The organism is Yersinia sp. 1252 StPb PI (assembly GCF_048593885.1).
Taxonomy (GTDB): Bacteria; Pseudomonadota; Gammaproteobacteria; order Enterobacterales; family Enterobacteriaceae; genus Yersinia; species Yersinia enterocolitica_E.
In genome coordinates this window covers 1-15,157 of the sequence record NZ_JAZGQE010000123.1, presented here as the reverse complement: position 1 = coordinate 15,157, position 15,157 = coordinate 1, and the positions used below count along the sequence as shown (strand labels likewise).

The following is a 15,157-nucleotide window of genomic DNA, read 5'->3' as shown; positions in this document are numbered from 1 at the left end:
AGTGAATATTTTTTTGCCACATCACGTTAGAAACGATAGCATGCCCTCCCAGAATCCAGTGGCAGCAATAGAAACCATAATAATCGAAGGCGCTAAGACGCTATTTATGCATTAACCTTTAGCAATCAGTTGCTGTAATACATTCACGATGATTGCACGACAGACAGGAAAATAGGGAAAGCTATGATGTCAGGAAAACACACTGCAAAGACCCATCACGCCGCCAAAAAACGCTGGCTAGACTCTCATGATACTGGCTACCACAAAAGTATGGGCCGACGTCATATACAGATGATCGCTATCGGTGGCTCTATTGGTACGGGGTTATTTTTAGGCACCGGTGCCCGCTTGCAAATGGCTGGCCCCGCACTGGCCTTAGTGTATCTGGTGTGTGGGATTTTCTCGTTTTTTATTCTCAGAGCACTTGGTGAATTAGTCATGCACCGCCCAACCAGTGGCAGCTTTGTTTCTTACGCCCGCGAATTCCTCGGTGAGAAAGCATCCTATGTTGCCGGATGGATGTATTTCCTTAATTGGGCTATGACCGGGATTGTCGATATCACTGCGGTGGCCCTTTATATGCACTATTGGGGGACATTCTCTGATGTTCCGCAGTGGCTATTTGCACTGGGTGCGCTCTCAATTGTTGCCACCATGAATATGATTGGCGTTAAATGGTTTGCTGAAATGGAATTTTGGTTTGCACTGATCAAAGTCGCAGCCATTGCTATCTTTCTGGTCGTGGGTGCTATCTTCCTCGGCACAGGGCAAAGTGTTGCCGGGCATCCCACCGGTATACACCTGATAACCGATAATGGCGGATTGTTCCCCCACGGGTTGTTACCCGCGTTGATATTGGTTCAAGGGGTGATATTCGCCTTTGCCGGTATTGAATTGATTGGTACGGCAGCCGGGGAATGTAAAGACCCGGAAAAGATGCTGCCAAAGGCAATTAATAGTGTGATTTGGCGGATTGCCCTATTTTACGTCGGTTCGGTGGTGCTACTGGTGTGTCTGCTGCCATGGAATGCCTATCAGGCCGGCCAAAGCCCTTTTGTCACCTTCTTTAGTAACTTAGGCGTCCCCTATATTGGGACCATCATGAATATCGTGGTACTTTCTGCCGCACTTTCCAGTTTGAACTCTGGCCTTTACTCGACAGGTCGCATTCTGCGCTCATTATCCATGGGTGGCTCAGCACCTAAATTCATGTCCAAAATGAGCCCACAATCTGTTCCCTACGCCGGCATATTGGTTACCGTGGGTATCTATGTCTTCGGCGTGCTACTTAACTATCTGGTACCATCACAGGTATTTGAAATCGTTCTTAATATTGCCTCTTTGGGTATTATCAGCTCATGGGCATTCATCATTATCTGTCAGATGAAATTACGTCAGGCAATAAAGCAAGGAACAGCAAAACCCGTATCCTTTAAAATGCCCGGTGCGCCGGTTACATCCTGGCTGACGCTGTTTTTCCTGGCAGGTGTTTTAGTGATGATGGCTTTCGACTATCCGAATGGGACCTGGACTATCGCCACATTGCCGGTGGTGGCCGTGTTATTGGTTGCCGGTTGGTTTAGTTTACGTAAGCGCGCCACTGAGGTCGCTGCCGCACCGGTAGAGACAATGCCCAAACAGCGCCCGCGGGAAGATATAAACGCTTCAGAAGTGGCTCTGGCTAAGTTACGCGAACAAAACTCCACCGTTTAAGCCCATCGTTAGCCCGTAGGTTGATAGAGAGACCTACGGGCTGAATCGACACGCTTAGTGGCGGTTACGCACCAGTTGATAACGGCGCGTTAAATATTCGATGGGTACGCTCCAGATATGTACCAAGCGTGAGAATGGGAATAAAACAAAAAGGGTCAATCCCAAGACAATATGCAACTTGAAAATCAAGGCTACATCTGTCAGATAGGCCGATGCTCCGGTGCGGAAAGTCGCAATTGACTGCGCCCAACCGACCAATTTCATCATCTCGCTACCATCCATATGTTGAGCAGAAAACGGAATACTCAGTAGCCCCAAGCTAACTTGTACCACCAGCAATATCAGAATCAGGATATCTACCCGGGTACTGGTTGCTCTGATCCTCGAGTTAGTCAAGCGGCGGTGTAGCAGCATGACACCACCGACTAACATCATCAGACCGCAGGCACCGCCAGCAATCATCGCCATTTTTTGTTTTATCTCTATCGGTAAGAACGATTCATACATCCAATGTGGCGTCAGCATACCCAACACATGGCCGAAGAATATCCCCAGAATACCGATGTGGAATAAGTTAGATGCCAGCCATACACCTTTCTTATCTAACATCTGACTGGAGCCTGCTCGCCAGCTATATTGCCCATAGTCGTAACGCAACCAACTACCCACAAAGAAAATCACCATTGCCATGTAAGGATAAATATCAAAAAAGAATTTATTCAAAAAGCTCATAAGATGGCTCCTTTACGGTCCGTCGCCACATGGGACTGAACGACTTTTTTGCCCTCTGAGGCGGACTGAATACTGAGATATTGTGGTAGTACGGCATCGGCAAGGTGTTTGGGGGGCATCCCCTGCTGAGCTGATGCACACCCCTGCGTGCCGAGGAATTTCACTTGCTCCTCTTCCCATACCGCATCCAGTGCTTTGGCGGTGTCATCCCGGCTTTCACCCGCCACTTTATCGCCCAGATTTTCACTGCGGATAGCACTGCCAGACAGCACTAACAGCAGATCAAACAACTGGGCATAGTCGCTATCCCGCTGATGTAAACGTGCCCCCAGCAGCGCCAAAATGGGTGCAATATCCTGCAAACCCAAGGTGATATCCTGCACGGGCTGGTTAGCCAGATACTCAAGATAAAGTGGCAGGAAATCAGGCAACTCTTTACAGTCAAGCACTAACCCCGCACGTTGATACTGTGCCATGAGGTCCACCATGGCCTGACCACGATCGCGCGACTCACCATGCACATGTTCAAATAGCAACAATGAGGTGGCTCGCCCCCGGTCAAATAAGCCGCAATAGCTAGCCTGACACTCAAGCAATTCGCTCTGACATAATGTATTGATAAATTGCCTGAGCCGATGAACCTGTTCCGTCGTGAGTTCGTCGGCGTTGTCGAGCGCCTCAACAACTTCTTGCCGGTTTTGCCACAGATCAATATCTGGGTATTCCAGCAAGCGTGAAATGATTCTCAAACTAATCATGAGTGGCCCCCTGGTCAGTCTTACGTGTGACATCAACGGCATCAATGCGGCGGCTATTGAACAAATTGAAACGGCTGTCACTGCCATGGCAACCATCGCCGAAACTGAAGCCGCACCCCTTACTTTCCGGGAAAGCGTCGCGGGCTATTTCACGGTGGCTGGATGGAATGACAAAGCGATCTTCATAATTAGCAATCGCCAGATAGCGGTACATCTCTTGCGCTTGCGCCTCTGTTAGCCCCACCGCCTCCAGTGCACTGAGATCAGTTTTACCCTCAACGGTTTCAGCCCGTTTATAGTGGCGCATTGCCAGCATCCGTTTCAGTGCCATTAATACCGGTTGAGTATCACCGGCAGTCAGTAAGTTGGCTAAATACTGAACCGGGATACGCAGGCTTTCCACATCCGGTAGCACGCCGCTGTGGGGCAGCGCGCCAGAGTCTGCCGCGGACTGAATCGGTGACAACGGGGGGACATACCATACCATCGGCAAGGTCCGGTATTCGGGGTGCAACGGCAGTGCCAATTTCCATTCCACTGCCATTTTGTAAACCGGGGAGCGTTGGGCGGCCTCAATGACACTTAAGGGAATACCCTGTTTCTGCGCTTCGGCAATCACCAGCGGATCATGGGGATCGAGGAAAATATCCATTTGCCGTTGGTAGAGGTTTTTCTCATCAGTAGTAGCAGCGGCTTGTTCAATGCCATCCGCGTCATACAGTAGTACCCCCAGATAACGAATACGCCCCACACAGGTTTCTGAACAAACGGTCGGTTCACCGGACTCAATGCGTGGATAGCAGAAAATACACTTCTCCGACTTGCCGCTTTTCCAGTTGAAATAGATTTTTTTATACGGGCAACCGGTCAGACACATACGCCAGCCCCGGCATTTATCCTGATCAATCAGCACAATACCGTCTTCAGCCCGTTTATAAATTGCCCCGCTGGGGCAAGTTGCGACACAGGCGGGGTTAAGGCAGTGTTCACATAAACGTGGCAAATACATCATGAAGGTATGTTCAAATTGCCCATACATCTCTTTCTGAATATGGGCGAAGTTCTGGTCTTTAGATCGCTTAGAAAACTCGCCGCCCAGAATCTCTTCCCAGTTAGGGCCGTTCTCGATTTTCTCCATTCGTTGACCGGTAATCAGCGAACGTGGGCGAGCCACCGGCTGATGTTTTCCAGCCGGTGCGTTGTGCAAGTGCTGGTAATCAAAATCGAAGGGTTCGTAATAATCATCTAATGCTGGTACATCAGGGTTAGCAAATATCTTAGCGAGGACCCCGACTCGGCTCCCCATACGGGGAGTCAGTTTGCCATTAATCTTGCGGATCCAGCCCCCCTTCCATTTATCCTGATTCTCCCAATCGTGCGGATAACCCAGCCCCGGTTTGCTTTCAACGTTGTTAAACCAGGCATATTCCATACCCTCGCGGCTGGTCCAAACATTTTTGCAGGTTACTGAACAGGTATGGCAGCCAATGCATTTGTCCAGATTCAGAACCATGCCGACTTGTGAACGGATTTTCATAGTTTGCCCCCGGTTTTGCTCTGGTTTTGCTGTTCGTCATCCAGCCAATCAATCTTATTCATCTTGCGCACCACCACGAACTCATCGCGATTGGACCCTACCGTGCCGTAGTAGTTAAAGCCGTAGGCTAATTGCGCATATCCGCCAATCATATGGGTTGGTTTTGGACTGATACGGGTGACTGAGTTATGAATACCGCCACGTTGGCCGGTAATTTCAGAACCGGGGATATTAATAATGCGCTCCTGTGCGTGGTACATCATGGTCATGCCTGACGGAATTCGCTGGCTGACGACGGCACGAGCAGTTAATGCGCCATTACTGTTAAACGCCTCAATCCAGTCGTTATCTTCTATCAGCAGATCTTGGGCATCATCTTCACTCAGCCAAACGATAGGCCCCCCTCTCGACAGTGTTAGCATCAACAGGTTGTCACTGTAGGTTGAGTGAATGCCCCACTTCTGATGGGGGGTCAGGAAGTTAAGTGCTTTCTCTGGGTTACCGTTCGGCTTCTTATTAAGCAAAGGTTGGGCGGCACGGGTATCTATTGGCGGGCGATAGCACAGCAAACTCTCACCAAAAGCACGCATCCATTCATGATCCTGATAAAGTTGTTGCCGGCCTGAAAGGGTGCGCCACGGGATCAACTCATGAACGTTGGTGTAACAAGCATTATAGGAAACATGCTCATCTTCCAAGCCGGACCAGATTGGACTGGAAATGATTTTGCGTGGTTGCGCCTGAATATCGCGAAAACGAATTTTTTCATCTTCTTTATTCAGAGCTAAGTGAGCATGTTGGCGACCGGTAAGTTGTTCCAAAGCCTGCCAGGCTTTTACCGCCACCTGACCGTTGGTTTCAGGGGCCAAGGATAAAATTACCTCTGCGGCATCAATAGCAGTATCAATTCTTGGTCGTCCGGCGGCAGGGCCGTCAGGCTGGGTATGGTTAAGTTTTTTGAGGAAATCAATTTCAGTCTGGGTATTCCAGTTAATCCCTTTGCCGCCATTACCTAATTTATCCAATAGGGGACCCAAGGCAGTAAAGCGAGCATAGGTTGCTGGGTAATCGCGCTCGACCACCACAATGTGCGGCGCGGTTTGGCCCGGTATCAGTTCACATTCACCTTTTTTCCAGTCCTTTACACCATATGGCTGTGCCAGTTCGGCTGGCGAATCATGTTGGATGGGTAAGGTCACTACATCGGTTTCCTGACCTAAATGGCCGACGCAAACTCGAGAGAAGGTTTCGGCAATATCTTTGTAGATATCCCAGTCGCTTTTAGACTCCCAGGCAGGATCCACCGCCGCAGACAGCGGGTGAATAAACGGATGCATATCCGAGGTATTCATGTCGTCTTTTTCGTACCAGGTTGCGGTGGGTAAAATGATGTCTGAATAGAGACACGTACTAGACATGCGAAAATCCAATGTCACGACTAAATCCAGCTTACCTTCGCCTCCCTGTTCCTGCCATTCAACCTCTTCCGGCATCACTCCACCTTGCTGGCCCAAATCTTTACCCTGAATACCATTTTCCGTACCCAACAAATACTTGAGCATATATTCATGCCCTTTGCCGGAAGAACCCAGTAGGTTGGAACGCCAGACAAACAAGTTTCGCGGGAAGTTTTGTGGATCATCTGGCTGTTCAGCGGCAAACCTCAGTGACCCGTTTTTAAGGCTATCGACGGTATATTCTACCGGTGTTTGACCGGCTTGTTGTGCGCTGGCGGCAAGGGTTAATGGATTGCAATTCAGCTGCGGGGCCGAAGGCAACCACCCCATACGTTCGGCGCGCACATTAAGGTCAATCAGACTTGGGCTAAAGCGCGAACTGTCGGCCAAGGGAGAGAGTAATTGGGTGGTGCTGACGGTCTCATAACGCCACTGACTGGAGTGATTATAGAAAAATGACGTACTGTTCATATGGCGCGGTGGACGTTGCCAATCGAGGCCAAATGCCAAAGGTAACCAGCCGGTTTGTGGTCGCAGTTTTTCCTGCCCCACATAGTGCGCCCAACCGCCGCCACTTTGTCCGACACAGCCGCAGAAAATCAGCATATTAATCAGTGCACGGTAGGTCATATCCATGTGATACCAGTGATTAATACCGGCCCCGACGATAATCATCGAACGGCCATGGGTTTTCTCGGCATTATCCGCAAATTCACGCGCAATACGGATAATATCCTGACGTGCAACGCCAGTAATTTTTTCAGCCCAGGCAGGGGTGTAAGCTTTTATATCGTCATAACTGCTGGCGCAGTTGTCATCAGCCAACCCCCGATCCAGGCCATAATTTGCCATCATCAGATCATAAACACTGGTCACCAGTGCTTCACTGCCATCGGCTAATGGCAACCGTTTTACCGGCAACTTGTGTTGCAGTATTTCCTCTAGCGCAACACTTTGAAAATTCTCACTGATTTCGCCACCAAAGTAGGGGAATCCGACATTAACAATAGCATCATGTTGACCCAATAAACTGAGTTGTAATGAGACTTCCTGCTGCGTTTTGCCCTCGCGCTGCTCAAGGTTCCATTTACCCTTTTCACCCCAGCGATAACCGATAGACCCTTGCGGCGCTACCAACTGCCCGCTGTTACCGTCAATGGCAATGGTCTTCCATTCCGGGTTATTCTCCTCTCCCAGATTATCCACCAGATCGGCGGCGCGCAGTAACCGCCCGGCGGCATAATCGCCGCTATGACGAGGTTCAAGTAATACCAGCATCGGCATGTCAGTGTACTGACGCATGTATTCAACAAAGTAGCTGCTTTGTCGTTGTAGATGGAATTCATTGAGGATCACATGCCCCATTGCCATGGCCATGGCACTGTCTGTTCCTTGTTTCGGATTCAGCCATTGGTCACACAGTTTAGCGACCTCTGCATAATCCGGCGTCACCGCAACAGTCTTGGTCCCTTTGTAACGGACTTCGGTAAAGAAGTGGGCATCGGGTGTGCGGGTCTGCGGAACATTGGAACCCCAGGCAATAATATAGGATGAGTTGTACCAGTCAGCGGATTCTGGCACGTCAGTTTGCTCACCCCAGGTCATCGGTGATGCCGGAGGCAAATCGCAATACCAGTCATAGAAACTGAGGCAAACACCGCCGATCAATGAAAGATAGCGCGCGCCCGCCGCGTAGGAAACCATCGACATCGCTGGAATCGGTGAAAAACCGATAATCCGATCCGGCCCATACTGTTTGGCGGTATAGACGTTAGCGGCGGCAATCAGTTCATTCACTTCCTGCCAGGTCGAACGGACAAAGCCGCCCCGGCCACGAGCTTGCTTATAATCCTTTGATTGTACGCTGTCGCCAACAATTGAAGCCCATGCATCCACCGGATCACTGTGCAGCACTTTGGCAGCACGCCACAATTGCAACAGATTCTTGCGCATCATCGGGTACTTCAGCCGATTAGCACTGTACAAATACCAGGAATAGCTGGCCCCACGTGGGCAACCACGGGGTTCATGATTAGGTAAATCCGGGCGGGTACGCGGGTAGTCAGTTTGCTGGGTTTCCCAAGTGACCAACCCATTTTTGACATAAATCTTCCAGCTACATGAACCCGTACAATTCACACCATGAGTTGAACGTACCACTTTGTCATGCTGCCAGCGGCTACGATAGCCATCTTCCCAATCACGATTGGTGTCCAGTGTCTGGCCATGGCCTTGTGCAAAAGGCTCAGCAAGTTGTTTAAAATAACGAAATCGGTCAAGAAATTTGCTCATCGGGAGACCTCCTGATTGGGGACATAACGGCCCTATTTATTTTTATAAGTGGATTAACATTGCTCAATGTTGCTTATTTATTGGACCGTGCCGGTCAACGTGGTTTTTTGGTCGCCATACCCGCGTTAAGCTTGCGCCCGTAGACAAACCAGGTGATCAATACGCAAACCACATAAAAAACCACGAATAGCTTCATCGCGCCGGCCGGTGAACCGGTCAGGGCCAGCGACGTACCAAAGGATTTAGGAATAAAGAAACCGCCGATAGCGCCAATGGCTGAGATGAAACCCAGTGCCGCCGCCGATTCTCTGACGGCATCGTGCTGTGCTTGTTCATCACTACCACCAGCGAGGGTCACCCGATCGACAGTTAACTTGCGAAAGATCACCGCAATCATCTGAAACGTTGATCCACTGCCTAGTCCCGCCGTCAGAAACAGCAGCATGAATACGCCAAAAAAGGCAAAGAAGGAGCCGTTAACATGGGTACCCGGTAAGGTGAGGAAGAGTAATGCCGCAAATATTGCCATCAGAATAAAATTGACGAAGGTGACGCGAATGCCGCCAAAGCGATCAGAGAGCGCACCGCCCATTGGACGAGCCAGTGCGCCCAATAGCGGGCCGAAGAAAGCGTAATGCAGGATGACAACATCAGGAAATTGTGTTTTTGCCAACATGGCAAATCCGGCTGAGAAACCAATAAATGAACCAAAAGTTGCCAGATATAACACCGCCAAAATCCACAAATGGCCACGTTTCAGGACCGGTAATTGCTGGATAATCGACGCTTTTGCAGCAGACAAGTCATTCATACCAAACCAGGCCGCCACACTGAATATCAGCAAAAAGGGAATCCAGATATAGGCTGCGTTTTGCAACCAGAGCTGGCTACCATCCGCTTGTGGATAGCCACTGCCCATAAAGGCACTGAACACTCCAACCGAAATAGCCATAGGGGCGATAAGTTGCATCACACTGACGCCAAGATTCCCCAATCCCCCATTAAGGCCCAGCGCCCCCCCCTGCCTGGCTTTTGGGAAGAAGAAACTGATATTAGCCATGCTGGAGGCAAAGTTCGCACCGGCAAAACCACACAACAATGAAATCAATACAAATGTTCCATACTGGGTGGTGCTGTCCTGTACCGCGATACCTAACCAGAGGCAGGGGATAACCAGAAACAGTGTGCTAATAGCCGTCCAGCGACGACCACCAAAGACCGGTATGACAAACGAGTATGGAACACGTAACAGTGCCCCCGATACTGAGGGTAATGCTGTCAGCATGAACAGTTGATCGGTGGTGAAGTTAAAGCCCACTTTATTCAGATTCACTGCAACCGCACTAAACAGCATCCAGACACAGAAACTCAGTAACAATGCCGGTACTGAAATCCACAAATTTCGCCGGGCGACACTATGCCCTACCTGTTGCCAGAACTGTGGATCTTCCGGGTACCACTGCGGTATTGATTGGCCACCGGCTAATTTTGCCGGGATAGCGGAAGATGATGAGTTAGTTAATGGTGTCGGAGAGTGCGACATAAAAACCTCAGTCAGGGTGACCACAAACGGGAAGTAATACGTCACCCTAGGCACCAGAGGCTATTTCAAAGTTGATTTACATCAAGAGGATGTGAAGTTAACTTTTAGCTAACAATACCCACACATCATTTGTGGGTAGTGGGTTTTCTGGCAAAAAATAGCCTCTTTTCATTTAGTTGCCGATGTGAATGTTTTCTTGAAACCGAGTAATACACCCGCTGACTATTAGGGGGTACTCCCTATTGGTTATGGGGTAATAGTCAAGGATGAGGAAGAATATCGATCAACCCTTCCGTTCGAGGTATTTACCCTCTCAGCTACAGGAACTATTCATGAGTGAACAAGACGCCGCGACCATCCTGTTGATTGATGACCACCCGATGCTAAGGCACGGTATTAAGCAATTAATTAGCATGGCACCTGGGTTATCCATCGCAGGTGAGGCCAGCAACGGTGCTCAAGGTATTATTCTCGCCACCAATCTTGATCCTGATTTGATCATGCTGGATTTAAACATGCCGGGCATGAATGGATTGGAAACACTGGATAGATTGCGTCAGCAGCCACTATCCGGGCGAATTGTGGTGTTTACTGTTTCTGACCATCAGGATGATGTCATCAGTGCCTTAAAACGCGGGGCCGATGGTTATCTGCTAAAAGATATGGACCCTGAAGATTTGCTGGTCTCACTGTATGATGCAGCAGCAGGACAAATGGTTCTCAGCGATGCATTGATGTCGATACTGGCAATCAACCTCCGCGAGAATCGGTCTGATAATGAGCGCGATATTAACACCCTCACCCCACGCGAACGCGACATATTGAAGCTGATCGCTAAAGGGTTACCGAATAAAACCATTGCCCGGAAATTGCTGATTGCAGAGAGCACCGTTAAAGTTCATGTCAAACATCTGTTGAAAAAAATGAAGCTGAAATCGCGGGTTGAAGCCGCAGTATGGGTATTACAAGAGAAAATACTATAGCTTGCTAAGCAGAAAATCACGTAACACTACCGCCTGATTCTGTTGCGTGTCGCGACTGCCATACAGCAACGTAATTGGCTGTTGTTTCAGTACGTCCAGTAAAGGTTGCCAGGCCGTTGAGCTATCAAGCTGGGCCTGATAACGCACCACAAACTCTGGCCAATCTAAACATTGATGAAACCATTTTCGTAATGCATTTTCCGGTGCCACTTCTTTTAACCATACCACCCCTAACAGGCGGGTTTTGCTAATGCCTCGCGGCCACAGCCGATCAGTCAGAAAAGTATTGGCTTGATATGGCGGCTGAACATCGTAAACACGCGCTAAAGTGATGCGATTTTCCATTGTTGTACTCCTCCTTTGTGCGGTATATATGCCATGTTAAACGATATCAACGTGAGTTTGTCGCCCAACCACAGATTTTATTCATGAAGTTACGGCAGAAGCATCTAAATACTTCACCACTTCCCATACCGGAAATTTTAGCTGTATCTGGTCAGCATCCTGTAGGGGTAAAGGTATTAATAGCAAACGATCCGTCAGTAACGATTCCATCAAATAGTCCCTTTACAAGGCAGCCTCTAAAGCATCAATATCGTGAAACGCGAGAGTCACGAAAACAGAAAATACCACTGGTGGTTATAGCTCGACAACGGTACTCAGTTATAGCAAAGTTTAATCACCACAACCATATGGATAAATGCCATGATAATTATTTCTTCATAAATACGAACATGTTATATTCATTTCAATTAAATCATTGGTGAATAAAATGACCACTGTACCGCTTAATACCACCCGGCAGATGAAACAAAAAAATATCATGTTGGTTGCAAGCACATTAAAATCGCTGTCATCCGCAACCAAAGGAGATATATCTGCTCAAACTGGATTAAGCTTGGCAACATGTGGCACCATTTTGAATGAATTATGTTCAAAGGGCGAAATCATTGAAGAATCCATTGATGAATCACGTGGTGGCCGGCCAGCAAAGCGCTATATATATAACTCAAATTACTTTAGCATATTAAGTATTTATATTGAAGGGAGCGATACCTTCGGCGTTATATCGTCATCCCTAAGGTCTGCAGATGGCAAAATCATTGTTGAGTACGATAAAATATATTCTGATTTAACTGAAGATATGTTGCTCGCGCAAATTCAAGAATTTTCAGATAAATACAATAATATCAAAGCAATAGGGCTAGGATTGCCCGGTGTTATTGTGGATGGGAAAATACTTACTTGCGATATTACCCGCCTGGAGGGATTGGCAATCACTGAATTATTAAGTAACCGATTCGGTATTTTTGTTCAGGTGGGGAATGACATGAATTATACCGCATTTGGTTTTTATCGTAATCACTGCCGTAATATAAATGAACCTATCGCCTATATTTTTATGCCACCAAGACATTGTGCCGGCTGTGGCATTGTTATTTCAGGTAAAATGCTACGTGGTGCAAGTCAATTTGCAGGTGAAGTGTCGAAACTGCCATTTTATGACAATCTAGGGACTAATATAAATTCTCACCATGAACTGGTGCAACAACGACTTATTTATATTACTTCATCGTTGATCGCCATGATTAACCCTGTAACCATAGCCATCTCAGGAGAGCATATCAGTCAAAATTGTATTGCAGAATTATCTGCTCAATTACTCAAAAAATTTGATTGCAAACACATACCCCATTTTGTCTATCGCGACAACATTAAATACGATTATCACAATGGAATATCAGAATACACTCTTGATGCCTATAATAATTTTCGAGTATTTGAGATCTAGTATTCAGCGGTATCTATGATGAGAAAATTTTTCCAGAGTCCCCTCTCCCACCTTCAGGCTATCCTAACCGCCGTATGCCCTTTTCTCTAGTCGGTAAACCACCTTGATAGGCAAAAATGTTCTTGACAAGCCAGGTACCCACTGTATATTTCACAACTTAATACAAGTCTTTTATAAAGTGGCTTATACTTATTACTTGCTCGCTGCCACTTGCCAGAGAAAGGTGCTTAAATGTCTAGCCATGTCGTCGACTACCCTCTGGATACACCGGCTACACGCACATCTACGCGCTCTATCTTCTTTGTCGCTGGATTTGCTATGGGCCTTTGGGCATCGTTGGTGCCCTATGCACAGAATAGACTTCATTTTGATGCAGGCTCTTTGGGGATGTTATTACTTTGCTTGGGAACAGGCTCCCTACTGGCAATGCTATTCTCTGGCAAACTGATTGGCCGCTTCGGCTGTAGAAGCATAATACTATTAGGTATCGTGGTTAGCGCTGTTTTCCTGCCCACATTGGCAATTATTGATCAGTTCCCTTTGATGGCACTATGTCTGTTCTTTTTTGGCGCAGGCATTGGTTTAGTAGACGTTGCGGTTAATGTCCAAGGCTCTCTGGTTGAACAATCCTCGGATAAACCACTGATGTCAGGTTTCCACTGTTTATTCAGCATTGGTTCAATTGCGGGTGCTGGCGGCGGTGCAATATTATTTACTCTTGGCTTAATGCCCCTCCCCGTAACGCTGATTGCCGTCGTGATAATGGCTATAATTACCTCAGTCGTTTTCAAGGAATTAATCCCTTTTGGCGATCATAAGGAACCTAATCAACAGCTAAAAATAAAACCACGCCCAAACTTCAGGCTCATATTAATGGCACTTATGTGCATGATTTGTTTTATGGCGGAAGGTGCAGTATTAGATTGGAGTGGCGTATTTCTAACTAATGACCGTGGCCTTGACATAGCACATGCCGGTTGGGGGTTTGCTATTTTCGGTGGCGCCATGTCTGTAATGCGTTTCACTGGTGATAAAGTTGTCAGTATTTTGGGGCGTAAGCATGTACTGGTTTTTAGCAGTATCATCGCCATGACCGGCTATGCCATTGCCGTCATAATACCTGACTGGAAATTTACGTTATTTGGCTTTGCATTGGTAGGAATAGGTGCAGCTAATATTGTTCCGGTACTTATCACGCTGGCTGGCCAGGAAAGTGTAATGCCCGTGAACATGTCGGTAGCCATGGTCGCAACGCTGGGTTATTTCGGTATTTTAGGGGGGCCGGCACTGATCGGTTTTATTGCACATATAACTGACCTCTACACTGCATTCACAGTGGTTGCTGTGACATTTATTGTCATAGCAGTTGGGGCATTCAAACTGAAATATTCCAGTGACTAAACATTTCTCTACCCATAAATAAAGCCGGTGGATAGTGGGTCAACCTGTTTTTTGAAGATAAAAGTGTGACTGAGTATGGTAATTTTACCTGCTAGCAAAATTATGCTAGCTTTTTTTTAGGTATACTATGCCGAGATATTCTCTATCAAACCAAGATATTAAAATGTTAAAGAGGGAAATTGTATGAGCATTAAAATCATTGCTGTTGATATGGATGGAACCTTTCTCAATGATCAGATGAGTTTTGATAGGGAACGGTTTAGTACACAATATTCACAACTAAAAGAAAATGGAATAAAATTTGTTGTTGCCAGTGGTAATCAATATTATCAGCTAATTTCATTCCTCCCTGAGATTGCCAATGAAATCGCTTTTGTTGCTGAAAATGGGGCTTATGTCAGTAACAAGAATACTGAAATTTTCTGCGGTTCAATCTCTGATGAAGATTGTAATAAAGTGCTAAAAACATTACTACCAATACCCTATCTTGATGTCATTGTTTGTGGCAAAAATGGCGCTTACATGTTGAGTTCTTCAGATAATTATTTCTACACTACAATGAGTAAATACTACCATCGCCTTAAAATTATCGATAACTTCGATCAAGTAACAGAGTCTGCATTCAAATTTGCGATAAGTTTACCCAATGAGAAACTGGTAGACTTTATGAAATTTATCGAGCGAGAACTCGCAGATATAGTGACCCCGGTATCAAGTGGACATGGTTCTGTAGACCTTATAATACCCGGCATTCATAAAGCCAATGGCATTAAACTACTCCAAAAAATGTGGGATGTAACTGATCAACAAGTCGTCACTTTTGGCGATGGTGGCAATGATATTGAAATGTTACAGTACGCCGGCTTTGGTTATGCCATGGCAAATGCGCCAGACAACATTAAGAATGTAGCAAAGTATCAGGCCGAATCAAATAACGACTCTGGCGTAT

12 protein-coding genes are annotated in these 15,157 nt (G+C 47.1%); 5 read left to right on the top strand and 7 right to left on the bottom strand.

The annotated features are described in order from the left end of the window. Positions 1 to 183 precede the first annotated feature (183 nt). A complete protein-coding gene (ansP, locus tag V2A85_RS16400) occupies positions 184 to 1,713 on the top strand; it encodes an L-asparagine permease (RefSeq protein WP_420071854.1) in 1,530 nt (509 codons plus the stop codon). Positions 1,714 to 1,767: 54 nt separating this feature from the next. Here the strand turns inward: ansP and narI are convergent, their stop codons facing one another. From narI to V2A85_RS16375, 5 genes are all read right to left on the bottom strand, one after another. Then, on the bottom strand, positions 1,768 to 2,445 hold the full coding sequence (narI, locus tag V2A85_RS16395; RefSeq protein WP_372558822.1) for a respiratory nitrate reductase subunit gamma: 678 nt from the start codon (positions 2,443 to 2,445) through the stop codon (positions 1,768 to 1,770). Further along, positions 2,442 to 3,203, bottom strand: coding sequence for a nitrate reductase molybdenum cofactor assembly chaperone (gene narJ, locus V2A85_RS16390; protein ID WP_372558821.1), 762 nt, complete (start codon positions 3,201 to 3,203; stop codon positions 2,442 to 2,444). Before narJ ends, narI begins: the two co-directional genes overlap by 4 nt. Then, positions 3,196 to 4,740, bottom strand: a complete 1,545-nt coding sequence (gene narH / locus V2A85_RS16385; RefSeq protein ID WP_372558820.1) for a nitrate reductase subunit beta — start codon at positions 4,738 to 4,740, stop codon at positions 3,196 to 3,198. Before narH ends, narJ begins: the two co-directional genes overlap by 8 nt. Then, positions 4,737 to 8,489, bottom strand: coding sequence for a nitrate reductase subunit alpha (locus tag V2A85_RS16380; protein ID WP_372558819.1), 3,753 nt, complete (start codon positions 8,487 to 8,489; stop codon positions 4,737 to 4,739). Before V2A85_RS16380 ends, narH begins: the two co-directional genes overlap by 4 nt. Before the next feature lie 94 nt (positions 8,490 to 8,583). After that, positions 8,584 to 10,032, bottom strand: a complete 1,449-nt coding sequence (locus V2A85_RS16375) for a NarK family nitrate/nitrite MFS transporter (protein WP_420071855.1) — start codon at positions 10,030 to 10,032, stop codon at positions 8,584 to 8,586. 332 nt (positions 10,033 to 10,364) lie between these two features. Here V2A85_RS16375 and narL point away from each other — a divergent pair, with 332 nt between their 5' ends. Next, positions 10,365 to 11,015 carry a two-component system response regulator NarL gene (narL, locus tag V2A85_RS16370; protein ID WP_042569642.1) on the top strand — a complete coding sequence of 217 codons (651 nt, stop codon included), beginning with the start codon at positions 10,365 to 10,367 and terminating at the stop codon, positions 11,013 to 11,015. On the opposite strand, the gene V2A85_RS16365 is transcribed toward narL, so the two are convergent. Next, positions 11,010 to 11,360 (bottom strand): DUF488 domain-containing protein, encoded by a 351-nt coding sequence (locus V2A85_RS16365; RefSeq protein WP_372558818.1) that lies wholly within the window; start codon positions 11,358 to 11,360, stop codon positions 11,010 to 11,012. The genes narL and V2A85_RS16365 overlap by 6 nt on opposite strands. An 81-nt stretch (positions 11,361 to 11,441) precedes the next feature. Next, the gene (locus V2A85_RS16360) at positions 11,442 to 11,570 is read right to left on the bottom strand and encodes a hypothetical protein (RefSeq protein ID WP_420071853.1); all 129 of its coding nucleotides are present in this window, start codon (positions 11,568 to 11,570) and stop codon (positions 11,442 to 11,444) included. A 217-nt stretch (positions 11,571 to 11,787) separates the two neighbouring features. Here V2A85_RS16360 and V2A85_RS16355 point away from each other — a divergent pair, with 217 nt between their 5' ends. From V2A85_RS16355 to V2A85_RS16345, 3 genes are all read left to right on the top strand, one after another. Continuing rightward, positions 11,788 to 12,807: an ROK family protein gene (locus V2A85_RS16355; RefSeq protein ID WP_420071852.1), complete on the top strand. Its 1,020-nt coding sequence runs from the start codon at positions 11,788 to 11,790 to the stop codon at positions 12,805 to 12,807. 231 nt (positions 12,808 to 13,038) lie between these two features. Then, positions 13,039 to 14,208, top strand: coding sequence for an MFS transporter (locus V2A85_RS16350; protein ID WP_420071851.1), 1,170 nt, complete (start codon positions 13,039 to 13,041; stop codon positions 14,206 to 14,208). Between the two features lie 183 nt (positions 14,209 to 14,391). Next, a partial coding sequence (locus tag V2A85_RS16345; RefSeq protein ID WP_420071850.1) for a Cof-type HAD-IIB family hydrolase occupies positions 14,392 to 15,157 on the top strand: 766 nt, incomplete at its 3' end.

Bases quoted from the DNA above. Each gene is read 5' to 3' on its own strand.
- ansP (WP_420071854.1), top strand. From the start codon at position 184: ATGATGTCAGGAAAACACACTGCAAAGACCCATCACGCCGCCAAAAAA.
- narI (WP_372558822.1), bottom strand. From the start codon at position 2,445: ATGAGCTTTTTGAATAAATTCTTTTTTGATATTTATCCTTACATGGCA.
- narJ (WP_372558821.1), bottom strand. From the start codon at position 3,203: ATGATTAGTTTGAGAATCATTTCACGCTTGCTGGAATACCCAGATATT.
- narH (WP_372558820.1), bottom strand. From the start codon at position 4,740: ATGAAAATCCGTTCACAAGTCGGCATGGTTCTGAATCTGGACAAATGC.
- V2A85_RS16380 (WP_372558819.1), bottom strand. From the start codon at position 8,489: ATGAGCAAATTTCTTGACCGATTTCGTTATTTTAAACAACTTGCTGAG.
- V2A85_RS16375 (WP_420071855.1), bottom strand. From the start codon at position 10,032: ATGTCGCACTCTCCGACACCATTAACTAACTCATCATCTTCCGCTATC.
- narL (WP_042569642.1), top strand. From the start codon at position 10,365: ATGAGTGAACAAGACGCCGCGACCATCCTGTTGATTGATGACCACCCG.
- V2A85_RS16365 (WP_372558818.1), bottom strand. From the start codon at position 11,360: ATGGAAAATCGCATCACTTTAGCGCGTGTTTACGATGTTCAGCCGCCA.
- V2A85_RS16360 (WP_420071853.1), bottom strand. From the start codon at position 11,570: ATGGAATCGTTACTGACGGATCGTTTGCTATTAATACCTTTACCCCTA.
- V2A85_RS16355 (WP_420071852.1), top strand. From the start codon at position 11,788: ATGACCACTGTACCGCTTAATACCACCCGGCAGATGAAACAAAAAAAT.
- V2A85_RS16350 (WP_420071851.1), top strand. From the start codon at position 13,039: ATGTCTAGCCATGTCGTCGACTACCCTCTGGATACACCGGCTACACGC.